The sequence below is a fragment of the Streptomyces sp. 1222.5 genome, assembly GCF_900105245.1.
Classification (GTDB): Bacteria; Actinomycetota; Actinomycetes; order Streptomycetales; family Streptomycetaceae; genus Streptomyces; species Streptomyces albidocamelliae.
Window position 1 is genome coordinate 1,721,374 of record NZ_FNSZ01000001.1, and the last position, 17,089, is coordinate 1,738,462.

Below are 17,089 nucleotides of genomic sequence, written 5' to 3' on the forward strand. Positions count from 1 at the left end.
CTTGCCTTTCGGTAGACGGGGCGCCGGTGTCAGCCCTTGGTGCTGCCCGCGCTGATCCCGGCGATGATGTGCCGCTGGAAGACGAGGAACAGGGCCACCATCGGGATGCTGGCGATCACCATCGCGGCGATGAGCACGGTGAGCTGGATGTTCTGCGACAGCTGCACGAGCGCCACGCTGATCGGCTGCTTGTCGGTGTCGGAGAAGACCATCAGCGGCCACAGGAAGTCCTGCCAGACGGCGACCAGGGCGAAGATGGACACCACGCCGAGCACCGGGCGGGACATGGGCAGCACGACCGACCACAGGGTGCGCAGCTTGCCGGCACCGTCCATCTCGGCGGCCTCCAGCACGTCCCGCGGGAGCTGGTCGAAGAACCGCTTGAGCAGGTACAGGTTGAAGGCGTTGGCGACGGCCGGCAGCCAGATGGCGAGGGGGTCGTTGAGCAGGCTGGTGTGCAGCAGCGGCAGGTCGGCGACCGTGAGGTACTTGGGTACGACGAGTGCCTGGGCCGGCACCATCAGGGTGGCGAGGATGCCGCCGAGGATCACCTTGCCGAAGGCCGGCCTCAGCTTGGACAGGGCGTAGGCGGCGGCCGTGCAGAACACCAGCTGGAAGGCCCAGGCGCCGGCGGCCTGGACGAGGGTGTTCTCCAGGTGACGCGGGAGCTCCATCAGGTCCCAGGCGTCGGTGTAGCCGCTGCCGTTCCAGTGTTCGGGCAGCAGGGTGGGCGGGGTGCGGGCCACCTCGTCGGGGGACTTCAGCGCTGCGGTCACCATCCAGTACACCGGGAAGAGGAAGGCGAGCGCGAAGAGGAGCACGACGGCGGTGAACACCGTCCAGTAGGCGGCCTTTCCGCGCGGGCGGGCGAGGGTGGCCGGCGAGATCAGGGTGCGGGTGCCGCTCATGCGTCCCCCTCGGAGCGGGTGAGCCGCAGGTAGACGGCGGAGAAGACGCCCAGCAGGAGCAGGAGCAGCACGCTGAGGGCGCAGGCGCCGCCGAAGTCGTTGTAGAGGAAGGCGTACTTGTAGATGAGGTAGAGGACGGTGACGGTGGCGTTCTCGGGTCCGCCGCCGGTGATGACGAACGGTTCGGTGAACACCTGCATGGTGGCGATGATCTGCAGGAGCATCAGCATGAGGATCACGAACCGGGTCTGCGGGACCGTGACGTGCCGGACGCGCTGGAGCAGGTTGGCGCCGTCCAGTTCGGCGGCCTCGTACAGCTCGCCGGGGATGGACTGCAGGGCCGCCAGGTAGATGAGGACGGTGCCGCCCATGTTGGCCCAGGTGGCCACGATCACCAGGGAGAGCAGCGCGGTGTCGGTGCCGTTGGACCAGTTCGAGGTGGGCAGGTGCAGCATGCGCAGCGTCTCGTTGGCGAGGCCGGCCCCGGGGTCGTAGAACCACTTCCACAGCAGGGCGCTGACCACGGGCGGGATCATCACCGGCAGGTAGACGACGACCCGGAAGAACGCCTTGCCGTGCCGCAGTTCATTGAGGACGAGGGCGAGCAGGAAGGGGACGGCGAAGCCGACGAGCAGGGCCAGCAGGGTGAAGGTGAGGGTGTTGCGCCAGGCCGCGGAGAACTCGGGGTCGTGCAGGACGCGGGTGAAGTTGGCGGTGCCGACCCATGCGGGCGACGAGCCCGGGGTGTACTTCTGGAAGGCGATCACGACCGCCCGGATCGCGGGGTACCAGGAGAACAGGGCGAAACAGATCAGTCCGCCGAGGAGGAACGCGTAGGCGCGGGCCTGGTCGATCAGGCGGCGCCGCCTCCGGTCCCCTGCCGGAGGCGGCACCGGGACCGGGTGGGCGGCGGCCGGTGCCGGGGGCCGCCGCTCGGCCGTCTTCGTCATGCCGGTCAGCTCCGGGCCAGGATGCTGTCGATCTTGCCGGACGCCTCCTCGAGGAGCTGGTCGATGTCCGCGTCCTTCTTGGTGAGGACGGCGGAGACGACACCGTCGAGGACCGTGTAGATCCGCTGGGCGTCCGGGGGTTCGATCTTCATCCGGAGCTGCTGGTTGCCGTCGAGGAAGGACTGGTAGTTCTCGACCGGGACGTTGGCGTTGGCCTTCTTGACCTGCTGGTCCTTGGCGTCGGCGGCGCCGGTGAACAGCCGGGGCTCGGGCAGGCCGACGGGTGCGTCGTTCTTCTTGGCGCGGGCGTAGTCGCCGAGGAAGCCGGCGCCGGGGGTGAGGAACATGTGGTCGAGCCACTTCAGGCCGGCGCGGATCTGGGCCGGGGTGTCCTTCTTGTTGAACATGTAGCCGTCGCCGCCGACGAGGGTGCCCTTGCCGCCGGGCATGGGGGCGAGGGCGAGGTCCTTGTAGTTGCCGCCCTTCTCCTTGACGAGGATCGGGATGTTGTCCGGGGCGGAGAGGTACATGCCGAGCTTGCCCGAGCCCATCAGCTGCTGGACGTCGTTGATGACGAGGAGCTGCTTGCTGCCCATCGAGTCGTCGCTCCACCGCATGTCGTGGAGGTTCCGCAGGACGGCGTGGCCTTCGGGGGTGTCGACGGTGGCCTTCTTGCCGTCCGCGTCGACCACGTCCCCGCCCTGTGAGTACAGCTCGGCGGTGAAGTGCCAGCCGCCCTGGTTCTGGGCGCTGTAGTCGGCGTATCCGACGGTGCCGCCTCCGAGGGCGGCGATCCTCTTGGCGTCGGCGCGCACCTCGTCCCAGGTGGCGGGGGCCTTGTCGGGGTCGAGACCGGCCTTCTCGAAGAGCTTGCGGTTGTAGATCAGGCCCATGGAGTAGCCGGTGCGCGGGATGCCGTAGACCTTCCCGTCGACGGTGTAGATGTCCCGCAGCTGCTTCTGGACGGTCTCGTAGCTCTTGAGTTCCTTGAGGTACGGGGTGAGGTCGGCGGCCTGGCCGATGTCGACGACGTGCCGCGCGTCGGTGAAGTACGTGTAGAAGACGTCCTCCATCTGGCCACCGGCGAGCTTGGCGTCGAAGGTCTTCGGGTCCTGGCAGGGGAAGGCGTCGTGCGCCACGACGTCGATGTCCGGGTTCTTCTTCTCGAAGGCCGCGACGTCGTCGTCGAAGAACTTCCGGTCGACCTTGGCACTTTTCGGCGGCTCGCAGTTGACGGTGATGCGTGTCTTGCCGTTCGCCGCGTCGTCGTCGCCGGACCCGCAGGCGGTCGCGGTGAGCGCGAGGGAGGAACAGACGCCGATCGCGGCGAAGGTGCGGCGGAACCCGGTGCTTCTCATCGGTGGACCCCTCATGGCAGGAGCGGTGGGCGCCGCACACTCAAGCACCGCCGACATCCGTTCGCAAGATGTGGCGCAGAATCTGTAATTATTTGACAGCCAGATGGAACACTCCGTCGAGTCGGGGGGATCTCAGTCGCGCGGTGCCTGCCCGGTGGATCCGCGCACCACGAGCTCGGGTTCGAACAGCAGCTCCTCGGCGGGTACGGCGGTGCCGCCGATCTGCGCGTTCAGCAGCTCGACTGCCGCGCGCCCCATGGCCTCGATGGGCTGGCGGACGGTGGTCAGCGGGGGTTCGGTGCAGTTCATGAAGGCGGAGTCGTCGTAGCCGACGACGGAGATCCGGCCCGGGACGTCGTACCCCTTGCGGCGGGCCGCCCGGACGGCGCCGAGCGCGAGCGGGTCGCTGGCGCAGATCAGGCCGGTGACACCGCGGTCGATGAGCCGGGAGGCGGCGGCGTGCCCGCCCTCGATGGAGAAGATGGCCCGCGCGACGGAGTCCTCCGGCAGATCACCGACGAACGACCGCGCCGCGGCGAGTTTGCGTGCCGAGGGCACGTGGTCGTTCGGGCCGAGGACCAGGCCGATGCGCTCATGGCCGAGGGAGGCGAGGTGGCGCCAGGCCTGCTCGACGGCGACGGCGTCGTCGCAGGACACACTGGGGAAGCCGAGGTCCTCGATGGACGCGTTGACCAGCACGACGGGGATGTTCCGCTCGGCGAGCAGCCGGTAGTGGTCGTGCGGTGCGTCGGCCTGCGCGTACAGACCGCCGGCGAAGACGACGCCGGAGACCTGCTGCTGGAGCAGCAGCTCCACGTAGTCCGCCTCGGAGACGCCGCCCTTGGTCTGGGTGCACAGCACCGGGGTGAGGCCCAGCTGGGCCAGCGCGCCGCCGATGACCTCGGCGAACGCGGGGAAGATCGGGTTCTGCAGCTCCGGCAGGACCAGGCCGACGAGCCGGGCGCGTTCACCGCGCAGCTGGGTGGGGCGTTCGTACCCCAGGACGTCGAGGGCGGTGAGCACCGCCTGCCGGGTGGGCTCGGAGACCCCGGGCTTGCCGTTGAGCACCCGGCTGACCGTGGCCTCGCTGACCCCGACCTTCTTCGCCACTTCCGCAAGTCGTCGCGTCATGGACGCAAGTCTAGCGCAAATTACGCAAGCTGCTTGCGTAACGAGAGCGGGGAGGACGCAACGCGGTGACACGTTCCTGCCCCACGCACGTGGTGCGTGGGGCAGGAACGTGTCGCTGCGGGGTCTTCGACCCGGCGCCGCCGGCGACCTGAACGCCGGCGGTGCCGGGTCAGCCCTCGGGCGGCGGAACGACCGTGAGGTGGGCGGCCGCGCCGTGCGGCCGGCGCGGGCGGCGTACCGGCGGGGCCGGGCGGCGCGGATCGCGCAGGACCATCGTCAGGCGCCGGTGGCCGAGGTCCCGCAGGGTCTGCGGGGTCTCCTCGACGATCCGGCACTCGGTCGGACCCCGGCGCGGGTCGGGGTGGAGCAGCAGCCGGACGGCACCGTCCAGACGGGTCGCGGCCTCACCGACGGCCCGGATCCAGTGCGGCAGGCCCTGCCGGTAGGCGGCCTCCATGAGCGGGTCCTGGGCGATGTCCCGGCGGAGGGCCTGGAGTTCGTGGTCGTGGCCGTACGTCTCCAGCGCGGTGCGCAGATGGGCCAGCATCGGCAGGCACCAGCCGGGCTCGTGCTCGCCCAGGATCTCGCCCGCGTCGGGGTGGAACAGGACGAAGCGGAGGAAGTTGTCGCCGGGCATGGCCGTCGGATGAGGGCGCACGCCCCGGAAGAGCGTCTCGAAGGCGCCGTTGGCCATGACCACGTCCCAGCGGTGGTCGACGACCAGGGAAGGAAAGGGCAGCGACTCCAGCAGCATGGCGTAGTCCTGGACGTACGCCCAGGTCTCGTCGGTCTCGGGGACGGCCCGCGGTGCCGGCCGCTGCCCTCCTGCCTGATGTGCCATCGGGAGGTCACCCCTCTTGCCTCTGCGGCCTTCACGCGGCGATGCGATCCTGGTGCCCAGCGACAAGTGATGTCAACTATCGTGGCATTCCATGCCGGTTGACGGCTGAAATTCGCCACAGTTGTGGCGAGACCTGGCTGTGAGTTCGACGCACCCGCTACTCTCCGGGAAGTTCACGGCGACCGCTTGCGAGATGCACGCACGCGTCTGAAACCCTCGAGAGACGTAGGAGTTCTGTCGGTGACGGATGGCTACGAGGATCCGGGCGCCGCGGCGACCGCCCAGCTGCCGGCCGTCGTCGCCCGCGTCACCGCGCTCGCCGAGCGGCTCGGCGTGCCGCACGCCGAGGTCTTCGACGTCGCGCGGCTCTCCACCGCCTGCGGGGTGCCCGAGCCGGTGGTCAAGGCGCTGCTCAGCGGACGGCCCGCCGGTGAGCCCGATGTCCAGGCACGTTTCCTCCAGCGCCTGGACCTGCTGCGCCGCACCCGGCTGAAGCCCAACGGCCGCAAGTACACCCAGCAGGAGATCGCCGACGGCGCGGGCATGTCCCGGCAGCAGGCCGGCGCCCTCATCAACGGGGACCGACGGCCCACCATGGAGCACTGCGACGCGCTGCAGCGTTTCTTCCGGGTGCACGCCGGATTCCTCACGGCGGAGGACCCGGAGGCGCTGGCGGGCGCGCTCCAGCGCACCGAGCAGGAGCTGTTGCAGAAGCTGGCCGACCGTGAGCGGGCCGCGGCGGAGGCCGCCGAGGATCCGCTGGAGCGGCTGCTGCAGGACCACGGGGTGCGCGGAATCGCCTGGCGGGCCGCACAGTTGCCCACCGACCAGCACCGGGACAAGGTCGCGGAGTGGCTCGACATGCTCCTGGAGAGCGTCAAACGGCCCGAGTCGTAAGAGCTGCGTCAGGGCTGCTTCCAGGGGATTCAGGTGTGTTTCCGGTCCGCTGAGCGGGCGAACCGGCGCGGAGCCGGACGGCGTTGTCAGTGGTGGACGGCAAGCTGGATGCGTGCGCCGTCCGACTCGGCGCACGGCGCCGCAGGGCGCGCGACCGTGACGCCTACTCGGGGAGAGCCGACCGATGCCCACCGCCGTACTGACCGACCGTGAGCGTACCGCCGTACAGGCTTACCTGCGGCTGCTGCATACGGTGCGCGCCGCCTTCGACGGGCCGCCGGACGGCGACCGGCCCGCCGTCGTCCCGCCCGCCGTGCTCGCCGAGGCGGAAGCGGCACTCGCCCGGGCCGGACTCGCGGGGAACGAGGAACAGTTCTTCCATCTGCTGCGCGAGTGGTGCCCACCCGCCTGACGCACAGCCCCGCCGATCCGCCGCCGTCACGCGAACCGGAGCGACGACGGCGGCCGTCGCGCGGCCGTCCCGGCGGGCCGTCAGGCGTGCGGCACGGTGACGGCCGTCGCGACCACTCCGCCGTGTACGAGCCAGCGGCCGTCGAAGGACTGGAGCCGGTGGCCGCCGACCAGGGGGCCGGGGACGAGGAGTTCGGCGTGCAGCGTGCCGGCCGTCCTGCCTCCCGGGGCCGGGCGGAGGGTGATGTCGGCCTCGGAGAAGTCCAGCCATTTGCGGGTGAGGGGGTACCAGGCCTTGTAGACGGACTCCTTGGCGCTGAACACGATCCGGTCCCAGTGCACGGCGGGCCGCTGTGCGGCGAGCAGCGCGACCCGCTCGGCCTCGACGGGCAGCAGGACGGACGGCCCGACGCCCTCCGGGAGCGGCCCGTGCGGTTCGGCGTCGATACCGAGGGAGGCCAGGTCGCGGACGCGGACCAGGGCGGCGGCGCAGTAGCCGTCGCAGTGGGTCATGCTGCCGGTCAGGCCGGCCGGCCAGAGCGGGACGCCCCGGTCTCCGTTGACGACGGGGTGCGCGGCCACGCCGAGCTTCTCCATGGCGCGCCGGGCGCAGCCGCGCACGGCGGCGAACTCACGGCGGCGCTTGGCCACCGCGCGCGCGACGAGCGGCTCCTCCTCCGGGTGGAGCGGGGCGTCCCACAGCGGGTCGTCACCGTGTGCCTCCACGGCCACGACCGACTCCGGGAGCAGCTCCTCGATCACCGGTGTCCTCCAGGGGCAGGATGCGGCGCAGCCGTCCCGGGGGCCCGGGGCGCTTGCGCCATTCGCGGGGGTATCCGACGGAGACCTCTTCGAAGCGGACTCCGTCGAGCCAGGTGGTGCGGGGGATGTGCAGATGGCCGTACACCATCGTGGCGACTCGGAACCGGCGGTGCCAGTCCGCGGTCAGCCCGGTGCCGCACCACATGGCGAATTCGGGGTACCACAGGACCTCGGTGGGGTGCCGGTCCAGCGGGTAGTGGTTGGCGAGCACGGTCGGCAGGTCCGCGGGCAGCGCGGCGAGCCTGCGCTCCGTCTCGGCGACCCGGGCCCGGCACCAGTCCTCCCGGGTCGGGTACGGGTCGGGATGCAGCAGCTGCTCGTCGTTGCAGACGATGCCCGTGCTCCGGGCGTAGGCCAGGCCCTCGGCCTTGGTGGCGCTGCCGGCCGGCAGGAACGAGTAGTCGTACAGCAGGAACAGCGGGGCCACGGCCACCGGGCCGCCGGGGCCCTCCCACACCGGGTAGGGGTCCTCGGGCGTGAGCACGCCCAGTTCCCGGCAGAGTCCGACCAGGTGCTCGTAGCGGGCGAGGCCGCGCAGCCGGACCGGGTCGCGCGGGTGCGTCCACAGCTCGTGGTTGCCCGGCGTCCAGATCACCTTGCGGAAGCGCTCCGCGAGGGTGGCGAGGGCCCAGCGGATGTCGGCGACGGTCTCGGCGACGTCTCCGGCCACGATCAGCCAGTCGTCCTCGCCGTCCGGCCGCATCCGCTCCACGAGGGAGCGGTTGTCGGGGTACCCGACGTGCAGGTCGCTGACGGCGAGCAGCTGTCCGGCCCCGGTCGTCGACTCCACCGCGCGCCCCCTCCCGATCACCGTCCCGCCGTCACCACCAGAACACATTCGGGGACGGCGGACAAGAGGCGCCGGACCGCGCACGGGCGTCCGGCACGGCTCGGCGTACGACCGCGGACCGGCTCGGCGTACGACCGCGGACCGGCTCGGGGCGGCCGGATCGGGCCGGCCACGCGGCCGTCGGCGGGTGGGGCGACGACCGCCGCCGGGCCGCCGCCGGCGGGCGCGAGCCCTTGGGACAGCGCCCGGGAATCCGTAACATCCGCGTTGCACGCGGGGGCTCTTGAAAGCCGTATGATCGCCCCAACACCGGCGCCCCTCAATCCCCTTCGCACAGGGCCGTTCGGCGTCCCTTCCTTCCTTCTGCCCGGGCACGGGTCGCCGAGCCATGCCCGCACACCCCCGAAAGGCGGCCCTGCATGGTCTCTCGCGTACGCGTATGGCTCAACCGCACGTACGCGGAGAACGTGTTCTTCATGGATCAGCTGCGGAGGAATCCCAGCGACCGCGCGGTGGAGATCCACGCCACGCACGGGGACCCGGACTCCCCCGTGCTGGCCGCCGCCGACACCGCCGACCTGGAGCCGGAGGGCCTGTCCCCGGCGGGCTACGTGGAGTACGCCCTCGACCAGTGCGCCCGGCGCGGCATCGACGTGTTCGTGCCCCGTCTGCACCAGTCCGCGATCGTGCGGCACCGGGCCGATTTCGCGGCGGTGGGAACGGCGCTGCTGGCGCCGACGCCCGAGGCCGTGGCCGTGTTCGAGGACAAGGCGACCGCGTACGAGGCCGTCCGTTCGGTGGGGGTCCCGGTGCCGCCCTGGTGGCGGGTCCGGACGGCGGACGAACTGCTGGCCGCTGTCGAGGAGTTGGAGTCGGCCGGACACAAGGCGTGCTTCAAGCCGGCGGCAGGCGCGGGCGGGGTCGGCTTCCGGGTGATCACCCGGGCCCCCTTCTCGCTGGCGAACCTCGCCGGCTTCCCCGGCCCGCACGTGCAGCTGGACCTGGTCGTCGAGGCGCTGGCGCGGGCCGGGGAACCGGTGGACTGGCTGGTGATGCCGCGCCTGGAGCAGCCGGAGGTGTCCGTCGACTGCCTGACCGGCCCGGACAACGTGGTGCGGCTCGCGGTGGGCCGTACCAAGAACGGCCGCCGCCGGGGCTTCACGCTGGACGAGCGGTGGCTGGCACCGGCCCGCCTGATCGCCGGCGGCTTCGGTCTGCACCACCTGTCCAACATCCAGTTCCGCATGTTCGGCGACCACCCGGTGCTGCTCGACGTCAACACCCGGCCCGCCGGCGGCCTGCACCAGCTGGCACTCTGCGGGATCAACGCGCCCTGGGCAGCCGTGCAGTTGGCGCTCGGCGAGGACCCGGGGACCGTGGAACCGCCGTTCCTCGGGCAGGACTACACGGTGGTGTCCGGACCGCGCCCGCTGGCACCCGTGACGCTCCCCCGGCAGCGGACGGGACCGGCGGAGGTCCTGCTGCCGGCCGTACCCGCTCCCGCGCAGTCGGCCTCGGCGGCGCAGGCGCTGCCCCTCTGACCGGTTCCCGTCGGTCCACCGGTATGGACCAATCCCGCTCTTCTCCTTGACAGCGGGATTGGTCCATACCAAATTCATTGGCGCACCTGTTCCGCACCTCCCGCACTCCCCGACACCCCCATCCCCACAGGGAGAACGCGTGCGTCATCTACTCGGGCGTTCCAGACGCCGGCTCCTCGCCGTCCTCGGCTCCGCGGCCCTCGCACTCGGCGGGGCCGTGGCCCTTCCCGGTACGGCCCATGCGGCCAACGTCCTCACCAACCCCGGCTTCGAGTCGGGCGGCCTGTCCCCCTGGACCTGTTCCGGCAACCTCGGCTCGGTCGTCTCCTCCCCCGTACACGGCGGTTCCAAGGCCCTGCAGGGAGCGGTGACTTCGAACGACAACGCGCAGTGCAGCCAGACCGTCGCGGTCCAGCCGAACACCACGTACAAACTGACCGGCTGGGTCCGTGGCAGCTACGTGTACCTCGGCGTGAACGGCGGCGCCTCCACCTGGACCTCCTCCCCGTCCGCGTACAGCCAGCTCAGCGTCTCCTTCACCACGGGCGCCTCGCAGACCAGCGCCACCGTCTACGTGCACGGCTGGTACGCCCAGGGCACCTACTACGCCGACGACATCGGCCTGGACGGTCCCGGCGGCGGGGGCGGCGGTGACACCCAGGCGCCGACCGCGCCGAGCGGGCTCGCCTCCACCGGCAAGACCTCGTCGAGCGTGTCGCTGAAGTGGAACGCCGCCACGGACAACGTGGGGGTGACGGCGTACGACATCTACAGCGGCGCCAACCAGCTCCTGAGCGTGTCCGGCACGTCGGCCACCGTCAGCGGGCTGTCGCCCAGCACGTCGTACACCTTCACCGTGAAGGCGCGGGACGCGGCCGGCAACACCTCGCCCGCCTCCAACGCGGTCGCCGTGACGACCGACGCGGGCGGTGGCGGCGGCACCGGCTTCAAGCAGGCCGCGCCCTACCTGTACGAGGGCTGGGGCGATCCCCCGAGCCCGACCACGGTGATGAACGCGACCGGGGCCAAGTGGTTCACGATGGCGTTCGTCCTGGACTCCGGCGGCTGCACGCCGGCCTGGGACGGCAGCCGGGCACTGACCGGCGGCGTGGACCAGACGGCTATCAACCAGATCCGGTCCGCGGGCGGTGACATCGTCCCGTCGTTCGGCGGCTGGCAGGGCAGCAAGCTCGGCGCCAACTGCTCGTCCGCGAGCGCGCTCGCCGGTGCCCTGCAGAAGGTGATCGACGCCTACGGTCTGAAGGCCGTGGACATGGACATCGAGAACACCGACGAGTTCGAGAACGAGGCCGTGCAAGCGAGGATCCTGACCGCGCTCAAGACGGTCAAGGCCGACAACCCCGGCCTGCGGACCATCGTCACCTTCGGCACGTCCACCACGGGCCCGACGTACTACGGCAACCGGCTCATCGAGCAGGCCCAGTCGCTCGGCGCGAACATCGACGTGTTCACCATCATGCCGTTCGACTTCGGCGGCGGTTCGGACATGTACGGCAGCACCGTGAACGCGGCGGAGGGGCTGAAGAACAAGCTGAAGTCCACCTTCGGCTGGGACGACGCGACCGCCTACGCCCACATCGGCATCTCGGGCATGAACGGGCTGTCCGACCAGCAGGAGACGACCACGCCGGCGATCTGGACCCAGATCCGCGACTGGGCGAACTCGCACCACATCGCCCGGCTCGCCTTCTGGTCCGTCAACCGCGACCGGCCCTGCCCGGGCGGCGGTGTCGCCGAGAACTGCTCCGGCATCAGCCAGAGCACCTGGCAGTTCACCTCGATCACGGCCGGGTTCACCGGCTGACGATCGCCCCCGGTACCGCGGAGGGCCGCTCGGCGGAGCGGCCCTCCGCGCTCACTTCAGATACGCGAGACCCGGGTGGGCCCGGGTGTAGCCCTCCAGCAGCCGGCGGGAGACGGTGACCGAGTCGACCAGCGGATGCAGCGCGAACGCCTTCACGGCCGTCCTACGGGATCCGGACGCGGCGGCGGCGAGCACCTCCCGCTCGACGGCCTTGACCGCGCACACGAGGCCGGTGGCGTGACCGGGCAGCGGGTCCGCGGCCAGCGGGTGGGCGCCATTGGCGTCGACCAGGCACGGGACCTCGACGACCGCGTCGGCGTCGAGGGCGGACAGGGTCGAGCGGTTGCGCACGTTGAGGATCAGCGTGGCGCGCTCGTCCCGGGCGATGGCGCGCATCAGGGCGAGGGCCACCTCCTCGTAGCCGCCGGACAGATCGGCCTCCTCGCGGTCGCCGGCGCCGGCGCTCTCCCGGTTCTCGGCCATGTACGTCGCCTCGCGCTCGGCGCGGGTGCGGTCCCAGGCCGCCAGGGCGGAGACACCGGGGTCGTCCGCCTCCTCGTAGAACCTGGCCTGCTGGTCGCGCAGGAAGGCGCCCCGGGTCTGCTCCGCCTCCTGGTAGGCGCGGACCGTCTCCCGGTTGAAGTAGTAGTAGTGCAGGTACTCGTTGGGGATCGCGCCCAGCGACGCGAGCCACTCGGTACCGAAGAGCCTTCCCTCCTCGAAGGAGCCGAGCAGCGCGGGATCGGCCAGCAGGTCGGGCAGCCGGTCGCGTCCGGCGACGCGCAGGCCGCGCACCCAGCCGAGGTGGTTGAGACCGACGTAGTCGACGAACGCCTCGCCGGGGCCGGCGCCCAGGACCCGGGCGATACGGCGGCCCAGGCCGACCGGCGAGTCGCAGATGCCGATGACGCGGTCGCCGAGGTGGCGGGACATGGCTTCGGTGACCAGTCCGGCCGGGTTGGTGAAGTTGATGACCCACGCGTCCGGGGCGATACGGGCCACCCGACGGGCGATGTCGACGGCGACGGGCACGGTGCGCAGACCGTAGGCGATCCCGCCCGCGCCGACGGTCTCCTGACCGAGCACGCCCTCGGCGAGGGCCACCCGCTCGTCCTCCGTGCGGCCCTCCAAGCCCCCGACACGGATCGCCGAGAAGACGAAGTCGGCGCCGCGCAGGGCCTCGTCGAGGTCGGTGGTGGCGGTCACCCGGGGCGGGTCGGACACACCGGCGGCCTGTTCGGCCAGGACCCGGGTCACCGCGCGCAGCCGCCGGTCGTCCAGGTCGTGCAGGACGACCTCGGTGACCCGCCCCTCGGCGTGATCGGTCAGCAGTGCCCCGTACACGAGCGGCACCCGGAACCCGCCGCCGCCCAGAATCGTCAGCCTCACACCCGCACCCTTCCGCACGCCCACGCCTCGCCGTCTTCCTCGCGGACCACCTTGTCAGCACCGGAGGGTCGCACCCCCACCAGGCGGCCATCGACTCCACGCCGCGTCTTCAGGGCGGCTTCATCCGAGGGTTCCGGGCCCGGGGGATCGTACGGTGCGTGAGCGACGCAGGAGCGGCCGGACCCGTGGGCGCCGGACCGCGGGACACCCGTGCGGACGGCCGTGACCACGCCGAGCCGGTACGGGGCGAGGCCGCCGCGGTCCGCATCCGGTGCCACCGGCACGAGGGCATCGTGGTCACCAACCAGCAGCGCGTCCGGGGGCTCGCCGGGCTGACGGCCACCTGGGAGCTCACCCTGGCCGACGGACGGACCCTGACCGCCCCGGCCGCACTGCCCGATCTCCGGCCGGGCGAGACCGCGTCCGTACCGCTGCCGCTGAAGCTCCCGAAGAACGACGGCGCGATCCGGCTGACACTGCGAGTGCTGACGGCCGAGGACCGACCCCGTGCACCACGCGGCACAGAGGTGTGCGCCCCCCGGGTCGTGCTCCGGCCGACAGCCGCTCCCCGCCGCCTCACCGGAAACCCGACGGCGGCAGAGCCCTCGCGTCTCACCGCCGACCGCGCAGCGGACGAACCACCGCAGCACCTCATCCCCGACCGGACCGCGGAAGAACCCCCGCCCCCGGCCACCGACCGCCCGGCAGGCGAACCCCCGCAGCACCTCACCACCGACCCGCCGGCGGCAGAGCCCCCGCACCTCACCCCCGACCGGACTGCTGACAGATCTCCGCCGGGCTCCCCCACCGGCGCAGCCACGGCGGACGACCGCCGGCAGCACCCCACCGACGACCGAGGAACGGCCGAGCGCCCACCGGTCCCCGCCGACAGCCGGACAACGGCAGGCGACCCCGGCCAGGACATCGCCGCCGACGGCACTGCGAGGGGCAACGGCCAGGCCCCGCCGGCGGCCGAACAGAGGCGGCCGGCCCCCGGCAGGAAGACGGCGGCAACCGGATCCCCGCACGGCACAGCGCCCGCGTCCCGCTCAGACCGTGCCGCCGAAGAAGACCCGCACCTCCTGGATCCGGCCGTCCCGCACGGTGATCGCCTCGATGTTGCGGTAGCGGCCGCCGGTGACCGGGGCGTACTCGTAGTGGGCGAGGACCAGTTCCTCGTCCACGGCGACGATGTGCAGGATCCGGTAGTCGGTGAAGTGGTCGGCGGTGGGGAAGCAGCGCTCGAAGAACGCCGTCCTGTCGATGTGGTCGTCCTGCGGGCTGGTGAAGGTGAAGTCGTCGGCGTAGAGCGGAAGGGCCGCCTCGCGGTCCTGTGACCGGTAGTGGCGGAAGGCCGCCTCGACGACGCTGGCCGGGGAACCGTTCATACGCTGTCCTCGGTCGGGAGCGGGACCGTACCCCGCCACGATAGGCCCGGGCGGGCGGCCCCGGGCGGAGGGCGGCGCCGCGCGTCCTCACCGGAATCGGCGACCGGCAGTCGAAGAGCGAGCCGACGGCCCGCATGCCCGCGAGCGGCCCCGACGACGCGTGCTCTGAGCGGCTTCGGGTGGCTTCGGGCGGTGAACTCCCGTACACGGCAAGGACTTTCCTTGCTTCAAGTCTTGACGACCGACGGACCGGGGAGCACATTGGCCGCATCTTGAGAGCGCTCTCAGATCGGCGTGGGAGCGCTCTCACAGCCCCCGCACGCTCACACCGAGAGGCTCCCTCATGAGCGCATCCCCCGGCCTGCCCAGACCCCGCCCGCTGCGGCGGGCGTTCGTCGCCGCGGCGGCGACGCTCGGCCTCACGGCCGCCGTCGCCATGGCGGCCACCGCGCCCGCCGACGCCTCCGCGCCCACGCCCCCGTCGGGCTGGACACAGGTCTTCGCGGACGACTTCGACGGCGCGGCAGGCTCCGGTGTCAACACCGCGAACTGGCAGTACGACACCGGGACTTCCTACCCGGGCGGCGCGGCCGACTGGGGCACCGGCGAGGTCGAGACGATGACCACGAGCACCAGCAACGTCGCGCTGGACGGCAGCGGCAATCTGCTCATCACCCCGCGCCGGGACGCGTCCGGCAACTGGACCTCCGGCCGGATCGAGAGCACCCGCAGCGACTTCCAGCCCCCCTCGGGCGGCAAGCTGCGCGTCCAGGCCCGGATCCAGATGCCCAATGTCACCGGGGCCGCGGCGAAGGGCTACTGGCCGGCGTTCTGGATGCTCGGGTCACCGTTCCGCGGCAACTACTGGAACTGGCCGGGCGTCGGTGAGCTGGACATCATGGAGAACGTCCAGGGCCTGAACACCGACTGGTCCACCGTGCACTGCGGCACGAACCCCGGCGGCCCCTGCAACGAGACCACCGGCATCGGCGGCTCGACCTCCTGCACCGGTTCCACCTGTCAGGCCGGTTTCCACACCTACGCGATGGAGTGGGACCGCTCGACCAGCCCCGAGGAGATCCGCTTCTACCTCGACGGCGTCAACTTCCACACGGTGCGGGCGAACCAGGTCGACGCGACCACCTGGGCCAACGCCACGAACCATGGCTACTTCCTCATCCTCAACGTGGCGATGGGCGGCGGCTTCCCGGGCGCGTTCGGCGGCGGCCCCGACGGCGGCACCGAGCCCGGTCACCCGATGGTCGTCGACTACGTGCAGGTCCTCCGGTCCTCGGGCGGCGGCACCACTCCCCCGCCGTCCGGCAACCGGGACGCCTACAGCGCCATCCAGGCCGAGTCCTACGACGGCCAGTCCGGCATCGGCACCGAGACCACCACGGACACGGGCGGCGGCCAGGACATCGGCTACATAGCCAACGGGGACTGGGCTCAGTACAAGGGGGTCGACTTCGGCTCGAACGCCGCCAGGCAGTTCTACGCCCGGGTCGCCAGCGGTGCCGGGAACGGGGTCAGCGGGCTGGTCGAGGTGCGCCTGGACAGCCGGAGCAACGCCCCCGTCGGCAGTTTCGCGGTGGGCGACACGGGCGGATGGCAGTCCTGGCGTACGGTCCCGGCCAACATCGGCGCGGTGACCGGCACGCACGACGTGTACCTCACCTTCAGCAGCGGCCAGCCGGCCGACTACGTGAACGTGAACTGGTTCGACTTCGGGCACTGACCCGGGGCACCGAAGCAAGGCCCGCGGCGGCGCGGGGGCCGGTCCCGACCGGGGCGGCCCCGGCGTCGCCGTACAGCCGTGCCCGGGGCACGACCCGTCGCTGCCCCGGAGGAGGTCCTAGCGCAGCTCCGCCCGGAACGCGGCCGGGGTGCGGCCGGTGTGCAGGTGGAAGAACTTGGAGAAGTTCGCCGCGTCGGGGAAGCCCACGGCGGCGCCGACGCGGCCGATCGGCAGGTCCGTGTGGGCGAGGAGGCGTTTGGCCTCCAGGGCGACGCGCTTGTCGATGAAGCCCTTCGGTGTCCCGCCGGTGGCCGCGCGGACGGCCCGGACGAGGGTGCGGCGGGAGTATCCGAGCGCGTCGGCGTAGGCGCTGACGCTGTGGTTGGCGGGGAAGCCCTGTTCGACGGCGTCCCGGAAGCGGGTGAAGGTGCTGTCCGTCTGCTGCCGCGAGGCCCGCGAGGAGCTGGCCGCGAGATGGGCGAGGCGCAGCAGGAACGCCGTCAGGGAGTGTCTGAGGACGGCCGTGTGCAGGCTGAGCGGGAGCGTCGCGGTGTCCTCGTACTCGCGGCGCAGCTGGTCGAGGGCCGCCTGGAGTGCGGTGAGCTGCGCGGGACCGGGGCGCAGCAGCGGCGGGAGGTCGTAGCGGTACAGGCCGGTGGCCTCGACGGTGGCACGCGGGAGGAATCCGGGCTGCATGGTCAGCACGGTTCCGCGGTACACGCACTCGCGGGAGAACCGGTGGACCTGTCCGGGGCGGATCCACAGCAGGTCGCCGGCCATGGCCTCGTACTCGGTGAAGTCGACCATGTGCCGGACCGGGCCGTCGGTGAAGAGCATGACCACGTGGAAGTCGATGCGGTGGACGCGATGAAGGGGGGCGTCGGCGTGCCAGGTGCGGTCGGTTCCCATGCCGCCGATCTGTATGCCGACGCCGCCGACGGCCAGTTCCGCGGGGAAGGGGAAGGTTCTGATCCCGTCGCCGTCCGCGCCGCGGTCGCCGTGGGCGCCGCCGTCGCCTTCCGTGGCGCCGTCGGCCGCTTCGCGGGTTCTGTCAGCCATGTCCTTTTCGTGCCGTCCCTGTCGCGCGATCACTGTCCCAG

15 protein-coding genes and 1 pseudogene are annotated in these 17,089 nt (G+C 71.7%); 6 read left to right on the plus strand and 10 right to left on the minus strand.

The features are described from left to right. Positions 1–29: 29 nt before the first annotated feature. The 5 genes from BLW57_RS07790 to BLW57_RS07810 form a co-directional block, all read right to left on the minus strand. Entirely contained in the window at positions 30–908 is an 879-nt protein-coding gene (locus tag BLW57_RS07790; protein WP_093473163.1) for a carbohydrate ABC transporter permease, read from the minus strand. Then, positions 905–1,858: a carbohydrate ABC transporter permease gene (locus BLW57_RS07795; RefSeq protein ID WP_093473164.1), complete on the minus strand. Its 954-nt coding sequence runs from the start codon at positions 1,856–1,858 to the stop codon at positions 905–907. The genes BLW57_RS07790 and BLW57_RS07795 overlap by 4 nt, the downstream gene beginning before the upstream one ends. 5 nt (positions 1,859–1,863) lie before the next feature. Continuing rightward, entirely contained in the window at positions 1,864–3,216 is a 1,353-nt protein-coding gene (locus BLW57_RS07800; RefSeq protein WP_093473166.1) for an ABC transporter substrate-binding protein, read from the minus strand. A gap of 132 nt (positions 3,217–3,348) precedes the next feature. Then, the gene (locus tag BLW57_RS07805) at positions 3,349–4,347 is read right to left on the minus strand and encodes a LacI family DNA-binding transcriptional regulator (protein WP_176985506.1); all 999 of its coding nucleotides are present in this window, start codon (positions 4,345–4,347) and stop codon (positions 3,349–3,351) included. A gap of 169 nt (positions 4,348–4,516) precedes the next feature. Continuing rightward, positions 4,517–5,188, minus strand: coding sequence for an MmyB family transcriptional regulator (locus tag BLW57_RS07810; RefSeq protein ID WP_093473170.1), 672 nt, complete (start codon positions 5,186–5,188; stop codon positions 4,517–4,519). Positions 5,189–5,428: 240 nt separating this feature from the next. On the opposite strand from BLW57_RS07810, the gene BLW57_RS07815 reads away from it, so the two are divergent. Next, positions 5,429–6,085 carry a helix-turn-helix domain-containing protein gene (locus tag BLW57_RS07815; protein WP_093473172.1) on the plus strand — a complete coding sequence of 219 codons (657 nt, stop codon included), beginning with the start codon at positions 5,429–5,431 and terminating at the stop codon, positions 6,083–6,085. A 184-nt stretch (positions 6,086–6,269) separates the two neighbouring features. After that, positions 6,270–6,497 carry a hypothetical protein gene (locus BLW57_RS07820; RefSeq protein ID WP_093473174.1) on the plus strand — a complete coding sequence of 76 codons (228 nt, stop codon included), beginning with the start codon at positions 6,270–6,272 and terminating at the stop codon, positions 6,495–6,497. A gap of 80 nt (positions 6,498–6,577) precedes the next feature. On the opposite strand, the gene BLW57_RS07825 is transcribed toward BLW57_RS07820, so the two are convergent. Continuing rightward, positions 6,578–7,258 (minus strand): 4'-phosphopantetheinyl transferase family protein, encoded by a 681-nt coding sequence (locus BLW57_RS07825; protein WP_176985507.1) that lies wholly within the window; start codon positions 7,256–7,258, stop codon positions 6,578–6,580. Beyond that, the gene (locus tag BLW57_RS07830) at positions 7,206–8,108 is read right to left on the minus strand and encodes a metallophosphoesterase family protein (RefSeq protein WP_093473176.1); all 903 of its coding nucleotides are present in this window, start codon (positions 8,106–8,108) and stop codon (positions 7,206–7,208) included. Before BLW57_RS07830 ends, BLW57_RS07825 begins: the two co-directional genes overlap by 53 nt. Before the next feature lie 419 nt (positions 8,109–8,527). Here BLW57_RS07830 and BLW57_RS07835 point away from each other — a divergent pair, with 419 nt between their 5' ends. Together BLW57_RS07835 and BLW57_RS07840 are read left to right on the plus strand one after the other, a co-directional pair. Then, positions 8,528–9,649 carry an ATP-grasp domain-containing protein gene (locus BLW57_RS07835; RefSeq protein ID WP_093473178.1) on the plus strand — a complete coding sequence of 374 codons (1,122 nt, stop codon included), beginning with the start codon at positions 8,528–8,530 and terminating at the stop codon, positions 9,647–9,649. A 139-nt stretch (positions 9,650–9,788) separates the two neighbouring features. Then, on the plus strand, positions 9,789–11,474 hold the full coding sequence (locus BLW57_RS07840; RefSeq protein WP_093473180.1) for a carbohydrate binding domain-containing protein: 1,686 nt from the start codon (positions 9,789–9,791) through the stop codon (positions 11,472–11,474). Between the two features lie 51 nt (positions 11,475–11,525). Here the strand turns inward: BLW57_RS07840 and BLW57_RS07845 are convergent, their stop codons facing one another. Further along, entirely contained in the window at positions 11,526–12,863 is a 1,338-nt protein-coding gene (locus BLW57_RS07845) for a 6-phospho-beta-glucosidase (RefSeq protein ID WP_093480584.1), read from the minus strand. A 293-nt stretch (positions 12,864–13,156) separates the two neighbouring features. Between BLW57_RS07845 and BLW57_RS42180 the strand changes: the two are divergent. After that, a pseudogene (locus BLW57_RS42180) lies at positions 13,157–13,387 on the plus strand (DUF4981 domain-containing protein); the annotation flags it as partial. 525 nt (positions 13,388–13,912) lie between these two features. On the opposite strand, the gene BLW57_RS07855 reads toward BLW57_RS42180, so the two are convergent. Further along, positions 13,913–14,251 carry a nuclear transport factor 2 family protein gene (locus BLW57_RS07855; RefSeq protein WP_093473184.1) on the minus strand — a complete coding sequence of 113 codons (339 nt, stop codon included), beginning with the start codon at positions 14,249–14,251 and terminating at the stop codon, positions 13,913–13,915. 343 nt (positions 14,252–14,594) lie between these two features. Here BLW57_RS07855 and BLW57_RS07860 point away from each other — a divergent pair, with 343 nt between their 5' ends. Continuing rightward, positions 14,595–15,989 carry a glycoside hydrolase family 16 protein gene (locus BLW57_RS07860; RefSeq protein ID WP_093473186.1) on the plus strand — a complete coding sequence of 465 codons (1,395 nt, stop codon included), beginning with the start codon at positions 14,595–14,597 and terminating at the stop codon, positions 15,987–15,989. A gap of 117 nt (positions 15,990–16,106) precedes the next feature. Here BLW57_RS07860 and BLW57_RS07865 read toward each other — a convergent pair whose 3' ends face one another. Further along, positions 16,107–17,048 carry a helix-turn-helix transcriptional regulator gene (locus tag BLW57_RS07865; RefSeq protein ID WP_093473188.1) on the minus strand — a complete coding sequence of 314 codons (942 nt, stop codon included), beginning with the start codon at positions 17,046–17,048 and terminating at the stop codon, positions 16,107–16,109. Positions 17,049–17,089 lie beyond the last annotated feature (41 nt).

Excerpts from the sequence above, each read along its gene's own strand:
- BLW57_RS07865 (WP_093473188.1), bottom strand. The coding sequence starts at position 17,048 with ATGGCTGACAGAACCCGCGAAGCGGCCGACGGCGCCACGGAAGGCGAC.
- BLW57_RS07835 (WP_093473178.1), top strand. The coding sequence starts at position 8,528 with ATGGTCTCTCGCGTACGCGTATGGCTCAACCGCACGTACGCGGAGAAC.
- BLW57_RS07800 (WP_093473166.1), bottom strand. The coding sequence starts at position 3,216 with ATGAGAAGCACCGGGTTCCGCCGCACCTTCGCCGCGATCGGCGTCTGT.
- BLW57_RS07810 (WP_093473170.1), bottom strand. The coding sequence starts at position 5,188 with ATGGCACATCAGGCAGGAGGGCAGCGGCCGGCACCGCGGGCCGTCCCC.
- BLW57_RS07820 (WP_093473174.1), top strand. The coding sequence starts at position 6,270 with ATGCCCACCGCCGTACTGACCGACCGTGAGCGTACCGCCGTACAGGCT.
- BLW57_RS07860 (WP_093473186.1), top strand. The coding sequence starts at position 14,595 with ATGAGCGCATCCCCCGGCCTGCCCAGACCCCGCCCGCTGCGGCGGGCG.
- BLW57_RS07790 (WP_093473163.1), bottom strand. The coding sequence starts at position 908 with ATGAGCGGCACCCGCACCCTGATCTCGCCGGCCACCCTCGCCCGCCCG.
- BLW57_RS07805 (WP_176985506.1), bottom strand. The coding sequence starts at position 4,347 with ATGACGCGACGACTTGCGGAAGTGGCGAAGAAGGTCGGGGTCAGCGAG.
- BLW57_RS07855 (WP_093473184.1), bottom strand. The coding sequence starts at position 14,251 with ATGAACGGTTCCCCGGCCAGCGTCGTCGAGGCGGCCTTCCGCCACTAC.
- BLW57_RS07795 (WP_093473164.1), bottom strand. The coding sequence starts at position 1,858 with ATGACGAAGACGGCCGAGCGGCGGCCCCCGGCACCGGCCGCCGCCCAC.